The following is a 21288-nucleotide window of genomic DNA, read 5'->3' on the forward strand; positions in this document are numbered from 1 at the left end:
AGCTGGTATAATGGGTGCAACGGGGGGATTATTGTGAAAAGCATACGTTCAGTCTTAAATTTTAAGCAAAATGGACTCGTGAAAGGCAATTATTTTCGTAAAAGTTTAATATTGGTTCTGCTTATCACCAGTATTCCATCTACTCTGATTGCACTCAGCAATTATATCATTGGTACTCAGCAAATCGAGAAAGAAGTATTTAAACAACATAAGCTTAAAATTGAACAGTTTTCCGATTCTATGAATGAGCAATTTGCTCAGATTGAGCTTGTCATGAGCCGATGGTCGACCAATTCAATGTTTAGCGATCAGTTAGAAAACCTAGTGTTTATTGACCATATTTCACAAACACATGATTTGATGCAGTCTCTGCTGGTTGTAAGCGGATCCAACTCATTAATCGAAGATGCGCAATTGTTTCTGACACGACAAAAAGCCGTTCTAGGATGGGATGGGATTCATTATTTAAATGAGCAGCAGCTCAATCGTTACCAAGCTATCCTGAAAAATCCGAAAGGTATCGTTTGGGAGTATGGGATGCCCGACTTTTCGGCAATAAACAGTGCTTATTCAGCATCCATCTTGTTGAAGCTGCCCTGGCAGTCCCAGGAGCCCTTTGGGGCATTCGTGCTTCATTTCAGCCAATCGGCCTTGGGAGAAACGATGAATCATTTTTTAACTGATGGACAAGGCATTGCCCTGCTTATACGGCCCTCGGGGGAATGGGTGGTCGAGCCAGATGAACGTACGAAGAGCTTTCAAGAAATGATTAGAACCAACATTATGGAGCGAGCGGGACAGGATGACGCTTTCCAATTGAAATGGCAGGGAGGCACGTATGTCGTTTCATCTGGGCAGGTATCAGCAACGGGGTGGATTTATGCAACGGCGAGTCCCTTGACCGAACTAACCAAACCGGTTGTGTTGACATCCAAATTGATCCTCTCCGCAGGAATTCTAGGAATCCTTGCTTCTATTATATTGGCATGGTATGCCTCAAATCGGTTATATCGGCCCATCAAACGATTGGTCTCCGTGTTCCAAGCCAACCGCAATGACTTGCCTGCAAATGTGAAGCACGAGATGGAATTTATTGAGGAGTCATGGACGTATTTGACCGAAGAAAGTCTTTCTCTCCAACACAAACTGACGCAATCGCTTCCTTTGTTAAGGGAAAGCTTTCTGCTTCAGCTTGCCCAGGGCCATCTCTATGCGCTGCGGGAAACCGAATTAAAGAGCCGTATGCAGCAATTGGGTTGGCAAGCGGATGACCGCATATTTTCGCTGCTCTTGATTCGGCTTTCTGGCGTTGGCGAGGAATCGGGACGTTTTCGGGAAAATGATACACAGCTCATCACCTTCGCGGCAGCTAACATCATTCAAGAGCTTTCTGGAGGATTGGAATGCCCATCCTATGTGATCAATTTTCAAGACCTCTCTGTGGGACTTTTGAGCTTTCACCCCGATCAACAATCCAAGGAAGATATTCGCAATGAGTTATTTGTTCTAGCCAAGGAACTGATGGATATTTTGCACAAGGTTCTGGGGACGAATATCACCGTAATTGTAGGAAAGCTAGCCCATCAAGCTGGCGGTATCCCCGATATCCTTGAACAAGCTAGGCAAGCTGCACGATACAGAGATCTTCAAGAAGACAGGCAAATCATCGATATGGAGGAAGTGACCTCCAGTGAATTGCCGCAAGCCTTCTATCCATTTACAGAGGAAAAGGAACTGCTTCAAGTCATGAGGCTCGGTATGGAAGAAGAATCGTATAGCAGGCTAGATTCCTTTCTGGAGGAACTTGAGCATAAAGCGGACAGAGAAATGATGATTCAGCAGTCTTTGTTTCAGCTAGTGGCTAGTATGCGTCATATGTTTATGGAATCTGGATTTCTCCATCATCCTGTTTTTACTGAGGCGAATTTGTTGGAAGAATTGCTGATACAGCGGGAACCTGCGGTATTAAAAAAGTGGGTTAAGCAAAAAATTATGGCTCCTTATTTGGAAGACTTTCATAAACAGCAAAATGTAAGAGCGAAGCAGTTGATAGGTCAGGTCATTGAATTGTTGAGTGAACAATATATGAAAGACTTGTCGCTGGATGAGTGCGCACAGTTATTCGCAACCAACCCATTTTCATTAAGCCGTTCTTTTAAACAGATTACAGGAACTAACTATGTGGATTATATAGCTAAGCTGCGGATTGATAAAGCGAAGGAGCTTCTCAGTACGACTTATCTCAAAGTAAGTGAGATCGCGGAACGAGTCGGCTATCAGCACTCTTATTTTAACAAGATCTTTAAAGGCAGCGAAGGACTCACACCTACCCAATATCGTGAAAAATTCAAAAATTAATGAGCGAAAGTGAGGCTAATTATCATGCTTCGATTATTTCAAACCCATCATATTCGTAAAGTAACCGATTTGGAAGGAACCTGGGATTTCTCCATCGTGGATGAGGAAACACCTTCCGTGGATCGATACCCCTATAAGCTTGCGGTTCCTGGCTGCTGGGAGATGCACCCCGATCTCCTGACTTACCGCGGAGAAGGTGTGTACCGAAAAACCATTCAAATCGAGCGTCCGACTTCTTTGCGTTTTGAATTTAAAGGGGTCAGCCATACGGCTAAGGTTTTTTTTGACGGCGTTTTGATTGCCGAGCATTACAATGCGTATACGGCTTTTACCGCGAAAGTTCGAAATGTATCGCCAGGAACGCATGAGCTTATTGTATGGGTCGACAATTCGTTTGGCGAGCACTCCTCTCTGCATATTCCAAATGATTACTATACGTATGGTGGTATAATAAGACCAGCTGCCTACGAAGAAATCAGTGATTTGTATATCGAAAATGTTCGCTTTACGCCTAAATTTGAAAATAAAGACTGGGAAGGAGAGGTCCGCGTAGCGGTTTGCAACGATTCTCATCAAAGGCAGTCTTTCCAACTGAAGGGCACCATGGAAGAACACAGCTTCTCTTTTGGCAGCTTGGAGCTTGCACCCAATGAAATTAGGATCATTACCGAAACCTTCAACTTCCCAGGTATCTCTCCCTGGTCCGCCAGCAGTCCGAGGCTTTATGAATTGCGGATGGAACTCTTTATCAATGGGATAGAAAGACCTGTCGATGATTTTATCGAGCGTGTTGGTTTCCGAGTTATTGAAACTGGGGATGGCTCAATTCGAGTTAATGGTGAAGCGATTGTCATGAAGGGCTTTAATCGTCATGAGGACCATCCACTGGTAGGTGCCGCCTTTCCTCTAGCTTTAATGCTTCAGGATCTCGATCTCATGCAGGATATGGGCGCAAATGCAGTACGCACAAGCCATTATCCGAATGATGAGCGCTTCTTAGATCTTTGTGATGAGCGTGGTATCTATGTGTGGGAAGAGAATCATGCGCGTGGCCTAAGCCTAGAGCAGATGCAGAATCCCCATTTTATCAAGCAATGTGAGGATGTTAACCGTGAGATGGTCGAGCAGCATGCCAGCCATCCGTCCATTATTATTTGGGCTATTTTGAACGAGTGCGCAAGCGATACGGAAGAGGGAAGAGAGCATTACCGAAGGCAGCTTGAGCAGATTCGTTCTATGGATCAAAGCCGTCCTTTGACATTTGCTTCCCACCATCGAGAGAGAGAACTCTGCTTTGATTTGGCTGACATTGTTTCCTTCAATTTGTATCCGCTATGGTATGGAAATGAAGATCCAGGTGAACTCTGCGATACAGCGAGAGGGTGGGCCAATGCGGCAGGCGGTAAAGGCAAGCCTATGATCATGAGTGAATTTGGAGCCGACGGCTTCTACGGACACCGTTCTCCGGCAAGAGTGAAAGGCTCAGAAGAGCGGCAATCGGATATTATCGAGCAAAATCTGGCAGCCTATACGTCCCGGCCATTCCTCTCTGGCATGTTTATTTGGCAGTTTTGCGATTGCAGGGTTGTTGAGGCTTTAGGTTGGTTGATGACGAGGTCATGTACCAAAAACAGCAAAGGTATTGTAGATGAATACCGCCGTCCTAAGCTAGCCTATTCGGTTGTGCAAAAACATTATAAGAACAGGAGCTAGTAATCATGTTACATATCGGCATTATCGGTACAGGTGGCTTCAGTAAGATGCACGCAAAAATTTTATCAGAGATGGAAGACGTGCAGATTCAAGCGGTATGCGGGACGAGTAAGGCAAAAGCGGAGGAGTTCGCTTCGGCATACAGCATTCCCTCAAGCTATGAAAGGGTTAGTGGGATGTTGGACGCCGAGCGCTTGGATGCCGTATACATTTTAGTGCCGCCAATGTCACATGGGGAATTTGAAATGCAGCTTATTGATAGAGGCATTCCTTTTTTTGTGGAAAAGCCACTTGGTGTCAATATCGAGCAGCCCAATCAAATATTAACCGAATTACGCAAGAAACCTCTGATTACGTCCGTAGGCTATCATTTTCGTTATACAGATACAGTAAGTCAGATGAAACAATTGTTGAGCCAGCAAAATGTCGGCATGATTACAGGCAATTGGATGGGAAATATGCCTCAGGTTGCATGGTGGAGAGATCAAGAGAGATCAGGCGGACAATTCATAGAACAAAGCACACATTTGGTCGATATTCTGCGTTACTGTATTGGAGAGATTGAAGAAGTCTACGCTTTGTATGGCAATCAAGTGATGCACAAGCAATTTGATGGGGTAACAGCAGCTGATGTAGGAACGGTGACCCTAAAATTTAGCAACGGTGTTATCGCTAATATTTCTAATACGTGTGTACTGCCAAGCGGTTTGGGCAAAGTGGGTATTACCTGCTATACGCAGGAGGGCATGCTGGAGTGGGATACGGAGCGTTTGAAATTGATCGAAGCTCATGCAACCTCTGAAATTAAAAGATTGGTTAATCCCTATTACGTAGAAAATGAAGCCTTCATCCATGCACTGAAAACAGGGGATACCGGGCGTATTCTTTCTGATTATGAGGATGCTTTTAAGACACAACAGGTAACTGTTGCTGCGCTCAAATCAGCGAAATCGGGATTGCCCGTTCGCATTGTTTAAGTAAAGAAGCATACTTAACAGTGAAAATATCATTGTTAAGCATGCTTTTTTTTGATAAAGCCATAGTAAATCTATAGAATCGGAATTCATATTCCGTTTAATTGACGGTTAATCAAGTCGTATGATATTATCAATGTGTAATACGGAATGTTAATTCCTTTTGGGTTTAATTATCATTCATGGAAGAGTATATTATTGTTAATTAGCAAAGAATATAAATAAGGATTTGGGCTTTTATGATAATAATCATCATTATTGTTATATTTCTGATTTCCGCAATCTTGCATTATAAAAAGACAATAACCGATAGAAATCTAACGCTTATTTGGCTTTTGGCAATTATTTTTGCTGGAATATTCAAATGATCACTTAGAAGGAGAGATTTTGATGAATAAAATGCTTGTTATTAATGCTCATCCCAAAGTAGATTCTACATCATCTTTTAGTCTGCAGGTTTTAAACCATTTCTTGAAGGCGTATAAGGAACAAAATCAAACGGAGACCATTGAACAAATTAATCTTTATGATGATCATGTTCCTTCCGTTGATCGTACGGTCCTAAGTGCATGGGAGAAGTTGGCAAAAGGAGAGCAGTTAACTGACGAAGAGCAAGAGGTTACTAGTCGGATGTCTGAAATACTAAAGCAATTCAAAAGCGCGAATAAATATGTCATTGTCATGCCATTGCATAACTTTAACATTCCATCCAAGCTCAAAGATTATATGGATAATATCCTTATAGCCCGTGAAACTTTTAAATATACGGATACCGGCTCAGAGGGCTTGTTAAAAGACGGCCGCAGCATTCTTGTCATTCAAGGAAGCGGCGGGGTATATACCAATAATGATTGGTATACAGAAGTTGAATACTCACATAAATACCTCAAATCCATGTTTAATTTCATTGGACTTGAGGATTACCAAATCATTAGAGCTCAAGGAACTGCATTCCTAAATCGAGATGAAATATTAGCAAATGCCAACAAAGAAGCTGAAAAAGCTGCTGAACGTTTATCTGGTGTTTCTGTGTAATTTAAATCGTATTCAAATAAGCCTGAGAGTCGATTCCATTGGAAAAACCAATGGAAGTATGAATGTCGTTCTGAATACCTATTCGAATGTCCCAGAAGGTCAATAGGCCTTAAGGGGCTGTCCTCAAGTAGAGATTTATCTACTTTTGGGACAGCCCCTTTTTTATTTCTTGATAAGCCCTAATAGAATCATGTCGGAAACCGTTTCTGTAATCTTCTCCACAGGAACATGTTCTTTTAATTTTAGAATGAGATGGGGGTTAATCATATTGATAATGAGTAATTCCAGCAGTTTCGGATCGCCTTCTCTAAATATTCCTTCTTCTTGGCCTTGCATAATAATATCAAGTACGCTGCCCTCTAGAGCGGTTAATAGGGAGGCCCTCATTTCTTCGCCCAATTCACCTATCGTTGCCAAATGAAGCCCCATACTATGTATTTTTCCATATTGTAAGTGAGAAGCTGAGAAGATTTCAAATAATAGCCGGATTTTTTGATCAGCTGGCATGTCCATTTTGACGACCTGCAATTGCTTCTCTTTAATTTTTTGGAAAATGTCGGTGACTACAGCAGTGGCCAACACGGTTTTGTTGGAAAATCGCCGATGGACAGTTCCTACGCCTACCCCTGCTTCATTCGCGATTTCTTCGATGGTGGCGTCATAGCCTTTCAAAGCGAAAACTTTATAAGCAGCTATTAGAACTTTAAGTGTATTCTGATTGGCATCTTTACGATTGCTTGGCGTTGATAAATCCGAACCCTTTAATGGCATCTGCAAGCTCCTTATTGTATGTCTTGTTAGTAAGCGGAATGTGAATTCCTTTTATATTATACAGTAGTTATGGAACGGTGTATAACTGCTAATCCTTGCAGAAGTGGAAAACGGCTGACCCTGTATGAATAACAGGGCCAGCCGTTTTATTTATTACAATCTTACTGCTATCTTTGACGTGCCGGGTTCGGGAGTTAGCACGATGCCGATTGCTGATCTTGTCCAAGATGCGCCTTCTACGGATGAGATTTGATTGAAGCCTCTTACTACAAGGGTGTAAGGTTTAGTTCCGCCTTGAATAGAGATGTCGATCAGCTCATTCATTCGGACTGCTTTTACGGTTAATTGCAGATTAGCTTGTACATCATAAATTGACGTTTCCGCGGCTGCTCCATCCCCCAGTTCAAATAAATGAAGAGATACGCCATCCGCATAATCGTAATCGGGCTTCTGCTCATTTGCTCCTATGGCAAGCAGCGTATTCGGTTTAACTAGCATGGGCAGCGTCATATAGCCATGCGTTTCCTCCTGCCATTTCCCGCCTTCAACAACTCTTCCGCTGAAGAAATCAGTCCAACGTCCTTCGGGAACATAGTACATCACAGTTCCTTGCTCATTAAAGATTGGGGCAACGAGCAGGTCATCTCCTAACATGTACTGCGTATCCAGATGATGAGTGGACGGGTCTGATGCAAAATCCAGCACCATTGCGCGCATCATCGGAATACCCATTTCTGTAGATTGGATAGCACTTGCAAACAGATAGGGCATTAACGTGCTTTTTAGCTTTGTAAAATGTCGGAGAACATCGACTGCTTCTTCGTCAAACAGCCATGGAACACGGTAAGATTCATTGCCGTGCAAACGGCTGTGCGAAGACAACAGGCCAAAGGCTACCCAGCGTTTATAAATATCGGGCGGGGCTGTTTTTTCAAAACCGCTGATGTCATGGCTCCAGAATCCGAAACCGGATAAACCGAGTGAAAGGCCTCCGCGAAGCGACTCCGCCATGGAGTCGTAGTTGGCCGAGCAATCGCCGCCCCAGTGTACGGGGAATTGCTGCCCTCCGGCCGTAGCGGAGCGGGCAAATAACATGGCTTCGTTCTTGCCGAGTTTTTCTTCCAGTACTTCAAATACGGCCTTATTGTATAGGAATGTATAGTAGTTATGCATTTTGAATGGATCCGAACCATCGTGGTATTTGACATCGGTCGGGATGCGCTCGCCGAAATCTGTTTTGAAGCAATCCACGCCCATATCGATCAGCCGTCTTAAATGACCTTTGTACCACTCCGTGGCTTCCGGATTGGTGAAATCGACAAGCCCCATGCCGGCCTGCCAGAGATCCCACTGCCAAACGTGATCATCTAAGGTTTTGACCAAATACCCCTTGTCCATGCCTTCTTGAAAGAGCGGTGATTTCTGGCCAATGTACGAATTGATCCAGACACATATTTTCAGTCCCTTGTCCTTAAGCCGTCCCAGCATTCCTACCGGATCGGGGAACATATCGGCATCCCACTCAAAGTTGGTCCATTGATATTCCTTCATCCAGAAACAATCAAAATGGAACACATGCAGCGGAAGGTCTCGTTCAAACATGCCGTCAATGAAACTGTTTACGGTAGCTTCATCATAATCTGTCGTGAAGGAGGTTGTTAACCACAAACCGAACGACCATGCTGGCGGCAGAGCGGGTTTGCCGGTAAGCTTCGTGTAATTATTTAGAACATCTTTTAGCGTTTTGCCGCCAATAATGAAATACTCCACACTTTCGCCTGGTACGCTGAACTGGACTTTGGACACAACCTCAGAGCCGACTTCGAACGATACGTGTTCGGGATGATTGACGAAAACACCGTATCCCTTACTGGATAAGTAAAAGGGCACATTTTTGTAAGCTTGTTCACTGCTCGTGCCGCCATCTTCGTTCCAAATATCTACGGTCTGCCCGTTCTTCACTACATTTGTAAACCGTTCTCCCAATCCGTAAATATGCTCATTAATGCCAAGCTCAAGCTGCTCGCGAAAGTAAATCTCTTTGTTAGCTGTCGTAATATGCCCCGCACCTTTGCTGTTGGTGCCAGTTAAACGACGGCCTTCGAAAGAGAATTCAGCTCCCCACGTACTATGTTTGTTGGCTTTTACGCTTAATCCGCCGGATGTCATGGTCACATGATCGTTACTGTCATCGATTGAAACTGGAGTCTGCGGGTTTTTGAACAATTCAAAAGAAGGCCCTTGCGATCGTTTACCTGCATGATGAGTCCAGCGTACACGGATGATATCAGGAAGAGGCGAGCTCAGTTCACATGTCAGCATCGCACCATTTAAAGTATCCCCTTTTCGCTGAATCTTCCGTGCGGCAGCATATACAGTCAGACTGCTATCTTCTTGATGAACATCGCGGACATCGACAGGATTAAGGACGGTGTACCCTTCTTTTGCCATCCAATAACCGTTAGAAAATTTCATTACCATCATCCCTTCAAAATGTTGTAATATAATTATATTGATTTAAAAACTCCATTCCTTTCGTTATATTGTGAAAAAATATCAGTATTTTGACATATTTTGAATTTCAATAAAGGGGGACTACCGCCATGCAGCAAGCCAGTTTAAAAGAGGACCGCATTCACGGTGATCCGCTTTATCCAATCCGCGTGTATGAAATCTGCTGCCAGCCGGGGGAAGAACTGCTTGAACTCCATTGGCATGATGAACTGGAGTTTCTCTTGCTTACCAAGGGTAAGGCGGTATTCCGTGTTTCTATGGATGACTATGAATTGGAAGCCGGGGAAGCGATTTTCGTGAATTCCGGTCAGCTTCATTCTGGCCGTATATCCGCAAACGAAGAATGCTGCTTCACCGCCGTGGTGTTTCATTCGGATATATTGGGAGGCGAGAGGTTTGATCTCGTTCGTGAGAAATATATTAATCCGCTAATCCAGCAGAAATTTGTCACTCCTGCCCACATCACCCATCATACTGCTGAGGAGAGGGAGCTATTGGTGTTGTTACTGCAAGTGTTCGATTTGAATATTAATGAAAGGCCGTTATTTGAGCTTTCTACAAAAGCATTGCTTCAATTGATCATTTCAAAGCTAATTATGCTGGGAGGTCCTGCTTTTCGTGAGCTTCCGCCTTCTGTCAACCCTACGCACATAGATCGATTAAAGCTGATTATCGAATATATGCAAGTAAACTATAGCAGTCCGATTCGATTGGAGGACCTCGCGGCGATCGTTTCTTTTAGCGAATCTTATTTCTGCCGATACTTCAAAGGTTTTACAGGAAAAAGCCCACTGGAGTACTTAAACCAATTGCGTGCACAGCGAGCGGCATTAATGCTGAAGGATACCAACAAGAAGATTACAGAGATTTCGCTTGATGTCGGCTTCAATACGTTGAGTTATTTTATCGGTGTGTTTAAAACGCATTTTGGTTATACACCTTCTGAATATCGAAAAAAATTAAGGACAAGTGAGGGAATGGGTTGATATTGACGAATCATTGGTTCTAGTTGAATCTAGCCTGATCGGGGGGAGTGATTGTAGATGTTTGTTAAGATGCAGGAGAATATGAAGTCATTTCTGTACGATTATTTAACGTTGAAAAAGAGGATCTTTATTATTTTCTTATGCAGTACATTAATTCCATTTATTTGTATCGTTCTTATCTCCTATTACACGATTTATTCCATACTTACTAATAAAATTCAGAGCGGTATTCAAAGTAATTTAAAACAAGTAGAGCTTTCCTTAGAAAGCACGATAAGCAATCTAAATCATGTCTCTCAACAGCTTGCTTTTACAGGAAGTGTGGGTAATAAGTTGGATCAAATGTTATCGCTTCCCGCAAGTCAATCTTTCGAACGCTCGCAAATGATAAGCGATTTAAAAGATGAATTAAGATTAGTCACCTTTACCAACCCTAATATTGGTTTAACCTTATACTATTTTCAAAATGACCATACGTATGATCTCGAAAATTCGGGCGTAAAGGAGAATTTTTCCCCTGAGAAGTTGCCATTGCTTGCAGAATACTCGGGAATTTCTTATTATGGTCCTCATTTAAGCAACAATCAATTTGATAATAATTTTGTTTTATCTGCACGAAGGAAAGTGGATTTACCGCAGCGTGATGATGTCTATGTCTACATTGAAACGGGGTTTCATCTCACGCAAAACATTCTGAATAATGATCAATTTGGCGGAACGAATTCCCATGTTTTCCTAGATAATGACGGGAGAATCGCGTATAGCGAGCTTCCCAATACATTTGTGAAAGATACGATATTCCCCAACTTTTCTAAAGAAAAAACCTTTGGCACCTATAATGAATTTTACTGGTTTAGGCAGGCAAGCAACCAAGGCTGGAGTATCGTGTCTGTCATTCCAAAAGCAGATTACAACAAAGAAATGAACCAGTGGTTTGTTCAAATAATGCTGTTTTCGCTCCTTTTTCTAGGGATGAGTTTACTCATGGCTTGGCTCTTATGGAAGATGGTATACCTCCCTTTGAATGGCTTTAATAGAGAAATCAAGCTGATGGCACAAAATCGAGTCCAGGCTGTTACAGTACGAACAAAAATACCGGAGTTTGATTTTCTACTGCATCAATTTAGGCAAATGAGAGAACAGATATGGAATTTATTCGCCGAAGTCGAACAAAAAGAGAAGCGAAGAGTGGATCTTGAGGTAGAAAAGCTGCTCTATCAAATTAATCCCCATTTTTTAATGAATACGTTGGATACTGTGCATTGGTTAGCCGTTATGAACGGACAGAATGAGATCGATCGTCTTGTATCCTCATTAAATAAGCTTCTGCATTATAATTTAGGCAAGCTGGGACAAGCGTCAACCATTTATGAAGAAATAGAAGCCTTAAAGCAATATTTGATTTTACAGCAAATTCGCTATGATTTTAAGTTTGATGTTCAGATGAATGTCGATGAAGAGGTATGGAACATGCCGGTTCCTCGTTTTATCCTCCAGCCGCTTGTCGAAAATTCACTTTATCACGGGTTAAGTGATGACGGGTATATTAAGGTTGATGTCAGTTTAACGAAGACGATTCAGATCTCGATTCATGATAACGGTTCTGGGATGTCGGAGGAAACGATTCATAACCTATTGCACAATCCGGAAGTTGAAAACAAAAAGGTTGGTATGGGGATTGGCTTAAATTATGTTAAGCGAATGCTTGAATCCCAATATGGCGAGCAGGCGGACCTGAGTATCAAGAGTGTTATTGGAAAAGGGACAACCATCCTTGTTTCCTTACCAATTATGGAGGTGAACCCCCGTCATGATTAAAGTGATGATTGTCGATGATGATAAATTGGTTCGCAAAGGTCTTATATCAGCCATGCCTTGGCACGATTTTGACATGGAGGTTGTCGGGGAAGCCAGTAATGGCGAGAAAGCCTTGGAATTTATAGCAGCGAACGCGATAGATTTATTGCTGACTGATTTAGCGATGCCTGTTATGTCAGGGATCGAATTACTGAAAATCGTGAGAAAGCAATATCCAAGCATTTATACCGTCGTGCTAACCTTTCATCAGGATTTTGAATATATCCAAGAGGCATTGAGACTTGGAGCTATTGATTATATTGCCAAGGTTCAGCTTGAAAAGGAGCGCTTTGAGGAAGTGCTGGAGCGGATCTACAACCGGATTATGGAGGAGCAGAAGCATGCCCCTAATCCACATGATATCTTTTATGATAATGAGTCCTCTCATGGCATAGGTTCTTCGGTTCATGAAGGGGACAATCAGCTGGCGGCAGCTCAAAAAGACTTAAACGTAGTGAAAGAGCAATGGTCGGGTCATGAATGGGTCTATCAAGATAACCTGTTTACAACACATATCCATGATTTGAAGCAGCTGCGTTTACCTCAAACGAAGCTGATCGGGTTGTTATATGCGTTAATCGATAAATGGAATCTTTTATTTCATCCAGTTGATTTGGCGACAATTCAATTGCCTGATTCTTTTGAAAGCTGGCATGAGGTTGAGGAATGGTTGATGGCTACTCGTGAAATGATTCGCAAGGCGATCGATAAACCTTCTTTTTCACAAGAGGTTGTAGAATGCGTGATGAAAGCTGTTTACATTGCTAATGAAGAAATGAAAGAGCAAATTACGGCCGCGAGTATTGCGAAACGGGTTAATATGAGTAGAAGCTATTTCAGCCAGTGCTTTAAAGAAATTGTAGGCATTAATTTTAGTGAGCATTTACGTCACAAACGTATTGAGAAAGCAAAGGAGTATCTGCTTTATACGAACAAAACGATTCTCTGGATTGCTGAGAACGTTGGATATATGGATGAAAAGTATTTTAGCCGCACCTTCCGGGAGCAAACTGGTCTGTTACCAAGCGAGTATCGGCAGAAGAATGTAACGGGTAGAGAAATGTCCGAAAATTAGAGGGTCAAATGCTGCGAATTCATGAGAAAAAGGTGATTACCTGCGAATTCTCGGTCATTTACCCCTCTAAAGCTGTAACCGTTTTCCATCCTAGCAGCGTGATGTTTCGTGATACTTTTAGGGTGTAGATAAATTCTGAAAGCGAAAGAAGGGGCTTTATATGAGAAGATCTAAAAAAAGCATGCTGCTGTTACTTGCCGGGATGCTAGTCGTATTATCCGCATGCTCAGAGAAGGCCAAGCAATCACCAGCAGCTTCGACTGCGCCTGCACAAACGGGAGCAGCGCAAACAGCAGCTGCGCTAACTGAAGCGGGGCCATTCGCCAAATCGGCCAAACCGATTACGATTAAAATTGGTAAAGATGTAGATGCTTCCGATAAGAGCTTGCCAGCGGGAGACTCGCCTGAAAACAACCCGTATACCCGTTATATCAAAGAAAACTTGAATATCGATACCAAAATTGTTTGGCAGGCTGCCAGCGGTAAGGATTACGACCAAAAAGTGAATTTATCCATTGCCAGTAACGATTTGCCGGATGCGTTGGTTGTGAAAGATACACAGTTCAGACAAATGGTAAAAAGCGGTCAACTCGCGGATCTAACCGAGGTTTATAATAAATACGCCTCGCCAGCGATCAAACATATCATTGAAACGACGCAAGGGCTTGCGCTTAAATCGGTTACTGTAGATGGGAAGATGTATGCCCTTCCTAACGTAACGACAGAGTCAGATATGGTTCATATGATGTGGATTCGCAAGGATTGGTTGGACAAATTAGGCCTTCAACCGCCTAAAACCATCGACGAATTAGAAAAAGTAGCCAAAGCTTTTGTCGAACAAGATCCTGACGGGAATGGAAAAGCCGATACCATTGGCATAACAGGTCCGCAATTAGGCGGTTTACTGAATGCCGATTTTATCAATCCCAATAATAATAACTATGGTTTCGACCCTATCTTTTCTTCGTATCATTCCTACCCAGGATTTTGGCTAAAAGGTGCAGATGGTAAAACAGCCTATGGCTCCCTTCAGCCGGAAACGAAGCAAGCTCTCTCGAAACTGCGTGATCTTTATTCCAAAGGCTTGATTGATAAGGAAATGACCATTCGGAAGGATGCTCAGGAACTGATCAAGAATGGAACTTCAGGCATTTATTTTGGATTATGGTGGGCTGGCGGGTATGGTCCATTAGCCGATGCGATTAAGAATAATCCGAAGGCAAATTGGCAAGCGTATACGGCACCTTTGGATGTGAATGGTGAATTTACACCGCATATGGGGAACCCGTCCAATCAATATCTGGTTGTTCGGAAAGGTTATGAGCATCCGGAAGCCGCCATTCAAATGGAAAACCTTTTGCTGCGCGATGAATCCAAATTCGATGTCAAAGTGGCAATTGGAAACTATCCGCTACGTGTTGTTTTTGCCCCAATGGATGAGATGGATGTCACATATAAGATGATGAAAGAGGTTCTTGCAGGCACCAAAAAGCCAGAGGATCTAGATATTCCAGGATATAAATTACTAAAAGCCGATGCTGAAAAAGTGAAAAAAGTAAAACTCGAACCGTATGACAAGAATGATATTCAATACTGGGATCCTAACGCGGATTTAGGGACATGGAAGCGTATGTATTCCACATTCGTAGGGATATCCCCGCTGCAACAGCCGTTTAAGAAAACCTATAGCGTGACCTATTCGCAGACGAAAACCATGGAAAGCAAATGGGCAACAATTGATAAATTAGAGAAGGAAACATTCCTCAAAATAATCATGGGAGCTGCGCCGCTGGATTCCTTTGATAAGTTCGTACAAGATTGGAAAAAGCAAGGCGGAGATCAAATTCTGGCTGAAATCGATGAGAGTATCAAATAGTAAGAAAGCATGGAGGCGTCAGAGAACTCTGGCGCCTTTCCCTTACAATAGAGAGAATGGAAGTGATCGGTAGGATGGTTACGAAGGGGTTTGCCAAACATTACTATCTCATGCTTCTTCCTGGATTTATATGGTTGACGCTGTTTAGTATCGTTCCTATGTTCGGGATTGTCATTGCTTTTCAAGATTTTAATCCGGGTCTAGGCATGTTTCATTCCGATTGGGTCGGTTTGGAAAATTTTAAGTATATGTTCACGCTTAACGATAGTAAAACGGTATTTTTTAATACGTTATTTATTGCGGTCATGAAAATTATCGCGAATATGATTGTACCGCTCATCTTCGCTTTATTGCTGAATGAATTACGTATTGCGTTTTTGAAAAGATGGGTACAGACGATTGTTTATTTACCGCATTTTTTATCATGGGTAATTCTTTCGGGTATTCTGTTGGATGTTTTGTCATATAAAGGACCTGTTAACGGGATCTTGGGCATATTCGGTATAAGTCCTACTTTGTTTTTTGCCAAGGCGGAATTGTTTCCCTTTATCATCGTGGGAAGTGACGTGTGGAAGGAATTCGGATTTAACACGATTATATTTTTGGCGGCTTTAACGGGAATCAATCCTGCTCTATACGAAGCGGCTGCAATTGACGGCGCCACTCGCTGGCAGCGATTAGTTCATGTCACACTTCCTGGAATTATGACAACAGTTATTTTACTTTCAGTGCTCAGCCTAGGTAATGTCTTAAATGCTGGATTTGACCAAATTTTCAACCTTTATAATCCTCTTGTCTATTCGAGCGGGGATATTATTGACACATGGGTCTATCGGACAGGTTTATTGAATCTCCAGTATGGATTGGCAACGGCAATGGGACTATTAAAATCAGTCATCAGTTTTCTTCTCATTACAACTTCCTATTTCCTAGCTGCTAAGTTTGCAAATTATCGTATTTTTTAATATAAAGGAGCATGAAAATGGTCAAAGAAACAACAATCGGCTCCAGAGTATTCGATCTTTTCCTTATCGTGCTGCTGGTTGGCATAGCGTTATTATGTGTTCTTCCTTTATGGTATACCCTTGCTGTTTCGTTAAGTGATAACGCAGCAGCATCCTCGGGGCAAGTTGGCTTATGGCCGGTGGGTTTTAATTTTAATTCTTATCATGAAATCATGGGTGACAGTAAATTTTTCAATTCGTTTTGGATTTCGATACAGCGAGTCGTTCTAGGATCTAGTCTTAACTTCGTTATTATTATTCTGATGGGTTACCCTTTATCCAAAAATGCGAAAGATTTGCCGTTTAGAAATGTGCTGATGTGGATTTTGGTGTTTACCATGTTATTTAATGGAGGATTAATCCCTTGGTATCAAACGGTTAAATCTTTAGGCTTGATCAATAACATCTGGGCGCTTGTCCTAGGGAACAGTGTACCGATTTTCAGTGTGATTCTGGTCATTAACTATTTCCGTAATCTGCCTAAGGAATTGGAAGAGGCGGCACTAGTAGACGGTGCAGGGCCTTGGTATATGCTTGTTAAGATTTTCATTCCGCTGGCAGTTCCCGTGCTGGCAACCGTAACTTTGTTCAGTATCGTCTATCATTGGAATGAGTTTTTTAATGGACTTGTGTTGATGTCGAATGCGGATCATTATCCGTTGCAAACCTACATTCAGCAATTGGTCGTTATTGTGGATGCCAATACCATGACCGCCGAACAAATACAGAAGATGAGTGAGCTTTCTAATCAAACCTTGAACGCGGCTAAAATCTTTATTGCTATGATTCCTGTTCTCATCATTTATCCGTTTCTCCAGAGATTTTTTATTCATGGGATTACGTTAGGGTCTGTCAAAGAATAATCAGATCTCAGGCTTGAGAACTTCTGAAATTGCTGATGGAACGTTGAAGCGCTACTTGTATGAAACACCTGAAATCGTAAAGAAGTGGAATGAGGGGGCGTTATTTGGACGAAAACACGCAAAATCGTTCCGCTGACTAAAGGTCGGGTGGCTTCTCCTTGCTGATAATCCGCATAAGAAAGCAGCAGAATGCAAAAAACGAGGACAGTTGTGCAGGTATAACCCTGCAGCTCAGCTGTCTTTTCAAAGTTCAAAAAAGGCTGTCCTCAAGTAGATTTTTCTACTTTGGGACAGCCTTTTCGTTGTCTACCTCACCGATAAAGTGTTCATCTGCCTTGAACTGCTTTTGTGCGGATAGAGTTACTTGGCATTAATATCGATAATATGAGTGTTGCTAAGCTGATCACTGCACATACGATGGCCATACCGTGCAGCCGCTGTGTGGTGATTTCATGGCTAAAGATGGCGCCAAGTAAACTGGAGGAGAGGATCGTTCCCATAAATCTGGAAGTCATGAACAAGCCCGAAGCTATCCCAGTCTCTGCTGCGGATACGTATGAATATAAAGCCGTCTGCAATCCGAGATTTTGGAACCCGCTGCTCAAGCCGAACACGGATAGGACTGCAAATATCGCCAAGGAAGCGGAATGTTCATGAATCAGTAATATAAGCAGTGAACCCGCTATAACGATAAGCGAGCCTGTGATTAGCGGTGTTTTGGAACCGGAATTGTCAATCCATCTGCCAACCAGCGGCGTAGTGAATATCCCTAATCCGGATAAGGCCAGCATCATCATGCCAACCTGCTGCGCATCAAATTGCCTGACTTGCTGTAAATACGAGGGAATGCTGAACATGATCGAGTAGAACACGATGTTGACACAAATAAACTGGATATAGACCAGACAAACGTTGAGATTTTTTTTCAAAAAGATCACATCAATAAATGGCTGGGTGCGCTTTAACTCAAATTTATAGAATAAATAACTCAGCACTATGCTGGTTAAAAGAAACCAGAAGTTGACCCCCTTTTCGAAGAAAAGGAAGAAAAATAGCCAACTGATGATAAGTGCTGCAAAAAAGGCAATTCCCCATAAGTCCAGTCCGCCTTTGGCGAGTAACTTGCGCGGGCCGTCTTTCGGAAGAATTTTGATAGAAAGCAGAAAAGCAATGAGGATAACTGGAAAGTTAACAACGAAAATGGCTGGCCAATCCCCATATTGGATCAAAAACCCGCCAATAGATGGACCGAGGGCCGCCGACGTGGAAGAAAAAATCGACATCACACTTAGTGCCCTAGCTTGATTATCCGTGATGCTGCTACGAATAATACCCATGCCGGCTGGGTACAGCGAAGATGTTCCTATCGCTTGAATGACGCGAAAGCCAATAAGCCAGCCAATGCTCGGTGCCAGTGGAGCTAACAAGGATGATACTGTAACGAGTCCAAGTCCAAATAGGAAGATACGCTTGCGGCCAAAAATATCGCTTATTTTACCCATAATTGGTTGAGCAATGGCGCTTGCCACATAATAAGTAGCGATCAGCCATGAGATAGCACTATAAGTGACATGAAATTCGGCCTGCAGCCGTGAGAATGCAACTGAAATCATCGACGTATTCAGCGGATTTAAGAGAACTCCAAGGCCTACGGCTGTAATTAGCCAAAGCTGCTTGTTCTTATTAAACATATCATATCTCTCTTTCTCTTTTTTTATTGATTATAGTCCTATTTAAGTTGGATTGCATGCGATTACGGGCGGTTGGGATTTTAAGAAGAATGTGAAAAAATAAGTTATCACTCAATTGATTGTCCCTGTCCCTTCTGACGGAAGAGGAATACTCTAGCATAGAGGAAGCCTTGTACGGAAGGAGGAATCCCTCATGCGTATGGTTGCTAATAAATGGTCGAAGTTCTCCGTTTTGTTGGGGCATGCCGGCGTTGCCAAGCATATTCCTGACATGCGCCGCTTTAGCGCTTCGAACCTGCAGGCCATGCTGCGACAATATGTATTTGTTGTGGCAAAGCCGATCATTGGAACTGGGGGAAGCAGTGTAGTAAAAATCCAAAAAACGGGCAACGGCTATTTACTGCACGACTCCGGGACGAAAAGAACATTTCGCACTTGGAATGAGCTATTTTCCACGTTAAACCAGATTCGTAAAAACCGCCCGTTTATGCTGCAGCAGGGCATTGACTTAGCTACGATTGAAGGTAGGCCCGTAGATTATCGTGTTAAACTGAAAAAAGCAGGTCGGTCTTGGGTCATCCGAGCCGTTGTCGGCCGATTAGCGCGCCCAGGACTGTTCGTCACAAACCTTTGCCGAGGTGGCACGTTACTTAAAGGTGCTCATGCGCTGCGGCAGACTTTCCCTGCTTCGCTAGTCAAATCCAAAATTGACACGATGTGCGGAGTGGCCCGAACATGTACGATGCTGCTTGAATCTCGCTATCCAGGCATTGGAATGCTCGGTTACGATTTCGGTATCGATAAGCGGGGAAATGTATGGATTTTTGAAGTGAATACAAAACCTCATTAGAATCGACAACCTGAGCCAAGTTATTAATTGGGCTCAGGTTGTTTTGTTTTGATTGCATGGTTATGATATAAATATTTTTATGGATTAACCTCAAATATCTAATTGGATTTATAGATTATCTAAAGATACAATAGGGCTTGTAACAAGAAAACAGATACAAAGGAGAGGAAACAAAATGAAAAAAAGTATATTAATCGTGGTCACTTCAGCCAATCAAATAAACAGTGAAAAGTCTACAGGACTTTGGCTTTCGGAATTTGCTGAGCCTTATATTGAGTTTTCAAAGCAAGGATTTGATATCACAGTAGCTAGTCCTTTAGGCGGTAAAACTCCTATCGATATAAATAGTTTGAGTGCTGATTTGCATCAAGAAATATTGGATACTGAACAATTTCTAGCGGATACTATCAAACTAGATGAGGTTAAGGCTGCGGATTATGATGTGATTTTCTTACCAGGCGGTCACGGAACGATGTTTGATCTACCGGATAACGAAAAGCTTCAATCCTTACTCAGTGAATTTTATGAGGCCGGAAAAATTGTAGCTGCGGTATGTCATGGACCAGCAGGTTTAGTTAATGCAAAGTTATCAAATGGAAAATATTTAGTGGAAGGTAAACGAATTACAGCCTTTACAGATACGGAAGAAAAAGCGGCTGGTTTGGATCGAGTTATGCCTTTCCTATTAGAGTCCAGGCTTCGTCAGGCGGGCCCGATCTTTGTTGTCGCACCTGATTGGAGCGATCATTATGAAGTTGACGGAAATTTAATTACAGGTCAAAATCCGCAATCAACACTTAGTGTGACGACAGAAGTTATTGCCAAATTGAAATAACGCAATTGTCCATTATAAATTTTATATTAGTCAGTACAATATTTTGAAAGTGAGATGGTTGAAATGGAATTAAACTTAAAAAATAAATTAGTCCTCATTTCAGGATCTACTGCTGGAATTGGTAAAGCAATAGCCATTAGTTTTTTGAAAGAAGGAGCTAAAGTTATTATTAATGGTCGATCTGAGGAAAATGTAGAAACAACGGTTAAAGAACTTTCTGTATTAGGAACCGTTTATGGAATTAGAGCAAACGTTGCTGTTAAGGCAGAAAGTGATGAACTAATTAACAAAGTGAACGAAATCGGTAATTTAGATGTATTGATCAATAACACAGGCGTTTTTACCGTAAGACCTTTTGCTGATGTGACGGATGAAGAATGGCTCGAGTACTATCAAATCAATGTAATGGGCGCCGTTCGACTATCTAGAGCATTTCTACCAAAAATGATGGAACGCAATGCAGGACGAATCATTAACATTGCAAGTGAAGCCGGAATCAAACCATATCCGGAACTCATTCCTTATGGTGTATCTAAAACAGCTCTCATTACGTTATCAAGAGGTTTAGCAGAAGTGGCAAAAGGAACAAATGTAACTGTCAATTCAGTTCTTCCTGGACCTACATGGACAGAAGGGTTCGGAACATTCATTACAGACCTTGCTAAAGAGAACGGAAAAGACTTGGATACATTTATAGAAGAATACTTTAAAAAAGACCAACCGACTTCTCTGATACAACGTTTCGCTACAGTTGAGGAAGTAGCTGATACGGTTGTATTCATTGCATCCGATAAAGCATCAGCCATCAACGGTGCAGCACAAAGAGTAGAGGGTGGGATTATCCAAAGTATCTTATAATAAAAAAAACAAATGGAGGAGTACCAAT

16 protein-coding genes are annotated in these 21288 nt (G+C 42.3%); 13 read left to right on the forward strand and 3 right to left on the reverse strand.

What is annotated here, in order from left to right; genetic code table 11:
- The first annotated feature begins 33 nt into the window (after positions 1 to 33).
- From QFZ81_RS09590 to QFZ81_RS09605, 4 genes are all read left to right on the forward strand, one after another.
- Positions 34 to 2358 carry a helix-turn-helix domain-containing protein gene (locus QFZ81_RS09590; RefSeq protein WP_307445075.1) on the forward strand — a complete coding sequence of 775 codons (2325 nt, stop codon included), beginning with the start codon at positions 34 to 36 and terminating at the stop codon, positions 2356 to 2358.
- 24 nt (positions 2359 to 2382) lie between these two features.
- Positions 2383 to 4071 carry a glycoside hydrolase family 2 protein gene (locus tag QFZ81_RS09595; protein ID WP_307602506.1) on the forward strand — a complete coding sequence of 563 codons (1689 nt, stop codon included), beginning with the start codon at positions 2383 to 2385 and terminating at the stop codon, positions 4069 to 4071.
- Between the two features lie 5 nt (positions 4072 to 4076).
- Positions 4077 to 5048 carry a Gfo/Idh/MocA family protein gene (locus QFZ81_RS09600; RefSeq protein ID WP_307602507.1) on the forward strand — a complete coding sequence of 324 codons (972 nt, stop codon included), beginning with the start codon at positions 4077 to 4079 and terminating at the stop codon, positions 5046 to 5048.
- A gap of 387 nt (positions 5049 to 5435) precedes the next feature.
- Positions 5436 to 6080: an FMN-dependent NADH-azoreductase gene (locus QFZ81_RS09605; RefSeq protein ID WP_307445065.1), complete on the forward strand. Its 645-nt coding sequence runs from the start codon at positions 5436 to 5438 to the stop codon at positions 6078 to 6080.
- Positions 6081 to 6242: 162 nt separating this feature from the next.
- On the opposite strand, the gene QFZ81_RS09610 is transcribed toward QFZ81_RS09605, so the two are convergent.
- Both QFZ81_RS09610 and yicI read right to left on the reverse strand, forming a co-directional pair.
- Positions 6243 to 6851, reverse strand: coding sequence for a TetR/AcrR family transcriptional regulator (locus QFZ81_RS09610; protein ID WP_307445063.1), 609 nt, complete (start codon positions 6849 to 6851; stop codon positions 6243 to 6245).
- A 153-nt stretch (positions 6852 to 7004) separates the two neighbouring features.
- Positions 7005 to 9326: an alpha-xylosidase gene (gene yicI / locus QFZ81_RS09615; RefSeq protein ID WP_307445059.1), complete on the reverse strand. Its 2322-nt coding sequence runs from the start codon at positions 9324 to 9326 to the stop codon at positions 7005 to 7007.
- 128 nt (positions 9327 to 9454) lie between these two features.
- Between yicI and QFZ81_RS09620 the strand changes: the two genes are divergently transcribed.
- The 6 genes from QFZ81_RS09620 (at position 9455) to QFZ81_RS09645 (ending at position 17026) form a co-directional block, all read left to right on the forward strand.
- Positions 9455 to 10351, forward strand: coding sequence for a helix-turn-helix transcriptional regulator (locus QFZ81_RS09620; protein WP_307602509.1), 897 nt, complete (start codon positions 9455 to 9457; stop codon positions 10349 to 10351).
- 57 nt (positions 10352 to 10408) lie between these two features.
- Positions 10409 to 12169: a sensor histidine kinase gene (locus tag QFZ81_RS09625; protein WP_307602511.1), complete on the forward strand. Its 1761-nt coding sequence runs from the start codon at positions 10409 to 10411 to the stop codon at positions 12167 to 12169.
- Positions 12162 to 13283: a response regulator gene (locus QFZ81_RS09630; protein WP_307602512.1), complete on the forward strand. Its 1122-nt coding sequence runs from the start codon at positions 12162 to 12164 to the stop codon at positions 13281 to 13283. Before QFZ81_RS09625 ends, QFZ81_RS09630 begins: the two co-directional genes overlap by 8 nt.
- A 160-nt stretch (positions 13284 to 13443) precedes the next feature.
- Positions 13444 to 15159 carry an extracellular solute-binding protein gene (locus QFZ81_RS09635; RefSeq protein ID WP_307602514.1) on the forward strand — a complete coding sequence of 572 codons (1716 nt, stop codon included), beginning with the start codon at positions 13444 to 13446 and terminating at the stop codon, positions 15157 to 15159.
- 74 nt (positions 15160 to 15233) lie between these two features.
- Positions 15234 to 16124: an ABC transporter permease gene (locus QFZ81_RS09640; protein ID WP_173186227.1), complete on the forward strand. Its 891-nt coding sequence runs from the start codon at positions 15234 to 15236 to the stop codon at positions 16122 to 16124.
- Between the two features lie 17 nt (positions 16125 to 16141).
- Positions 16142 to 17026, forward strand: coding sequence for a carbohydrate ABC transporter permease (locus QFZ81_RS09645; RefSeq protein ID WP_268613448.1), 885 nt, complete (start codon positions 16142 to 16144; stop codon positions 17024 to 17026).
- Between the two features lie 326 nt (positions 17027 to 17352).
- On the opposite strand, the gene QFZ81_RS09650 is transcribed toward QFZ81_RS09645, so the two are convergent.
- Entirely contained in the window at positions 17353 to 18717 is a 1365-nt protein-coding gene (locus QFZ81_RS09650) for an MFS transporter (RefSeq protein WP_307602516.1), read from the reverse strand.
- 193 nt (positions 18718 to 18910) lie between these two features.
- Here QFZ81_RS09650 and QFZ81_RS09655 point away from each other — a divergent pair, with 193 nt between their 5' ends.
- The 3 genes from QFZ81_RS09655 (at position 18911) to QFZ81_RS09665 (ending at position 21260) form a co-directional block, all read left to right on the forward strand.
- Complete coding sequence (locus QFZ81_RS09655; protein ID WP_307602518.1) at positions 18911 to 19567, forward strand: YheC/YheD family protein; 657 nt, start codon at positions 18911 to 18913, stop codon at positions 19565 to 19567.
- 175 nt (positions 19568 to 19742) lie between these two features.
- Entirely contained in the window at positions 19743 to 20402 is a 660-nt protein-coding gene (locus QFZ81_RS09660; RefSeq protein ID WP_307602520.1) for a type 1 glutamine amidotransferase domain-containing protein, read from the forward strand.
- A 63-nt stretch (positions 20403 to 20465) separates the two neighbouring features.
- Complete coding sequence (locus QFZ81_RS09665) at positions 20466 to 21260, forward strand: SDR family NAD(P)-dependent oxidoreductase (RefSeq protein WP_307602522.1); 795 nt, start codon at positions 20466 to 20468, stop codon at positions 21258 to 21260.
- Positions 21261 to 21288: the final 28 nt, after the last annotated feature.

This window comes from Paenibacillus sp. V4I9 (genome assembly GCF_030817295.1).
Classification (GTDB): Bacteria; Bacillota; Bacilli; order Paenibacillales; family NBRC-103111; genus Paenibacillus_E.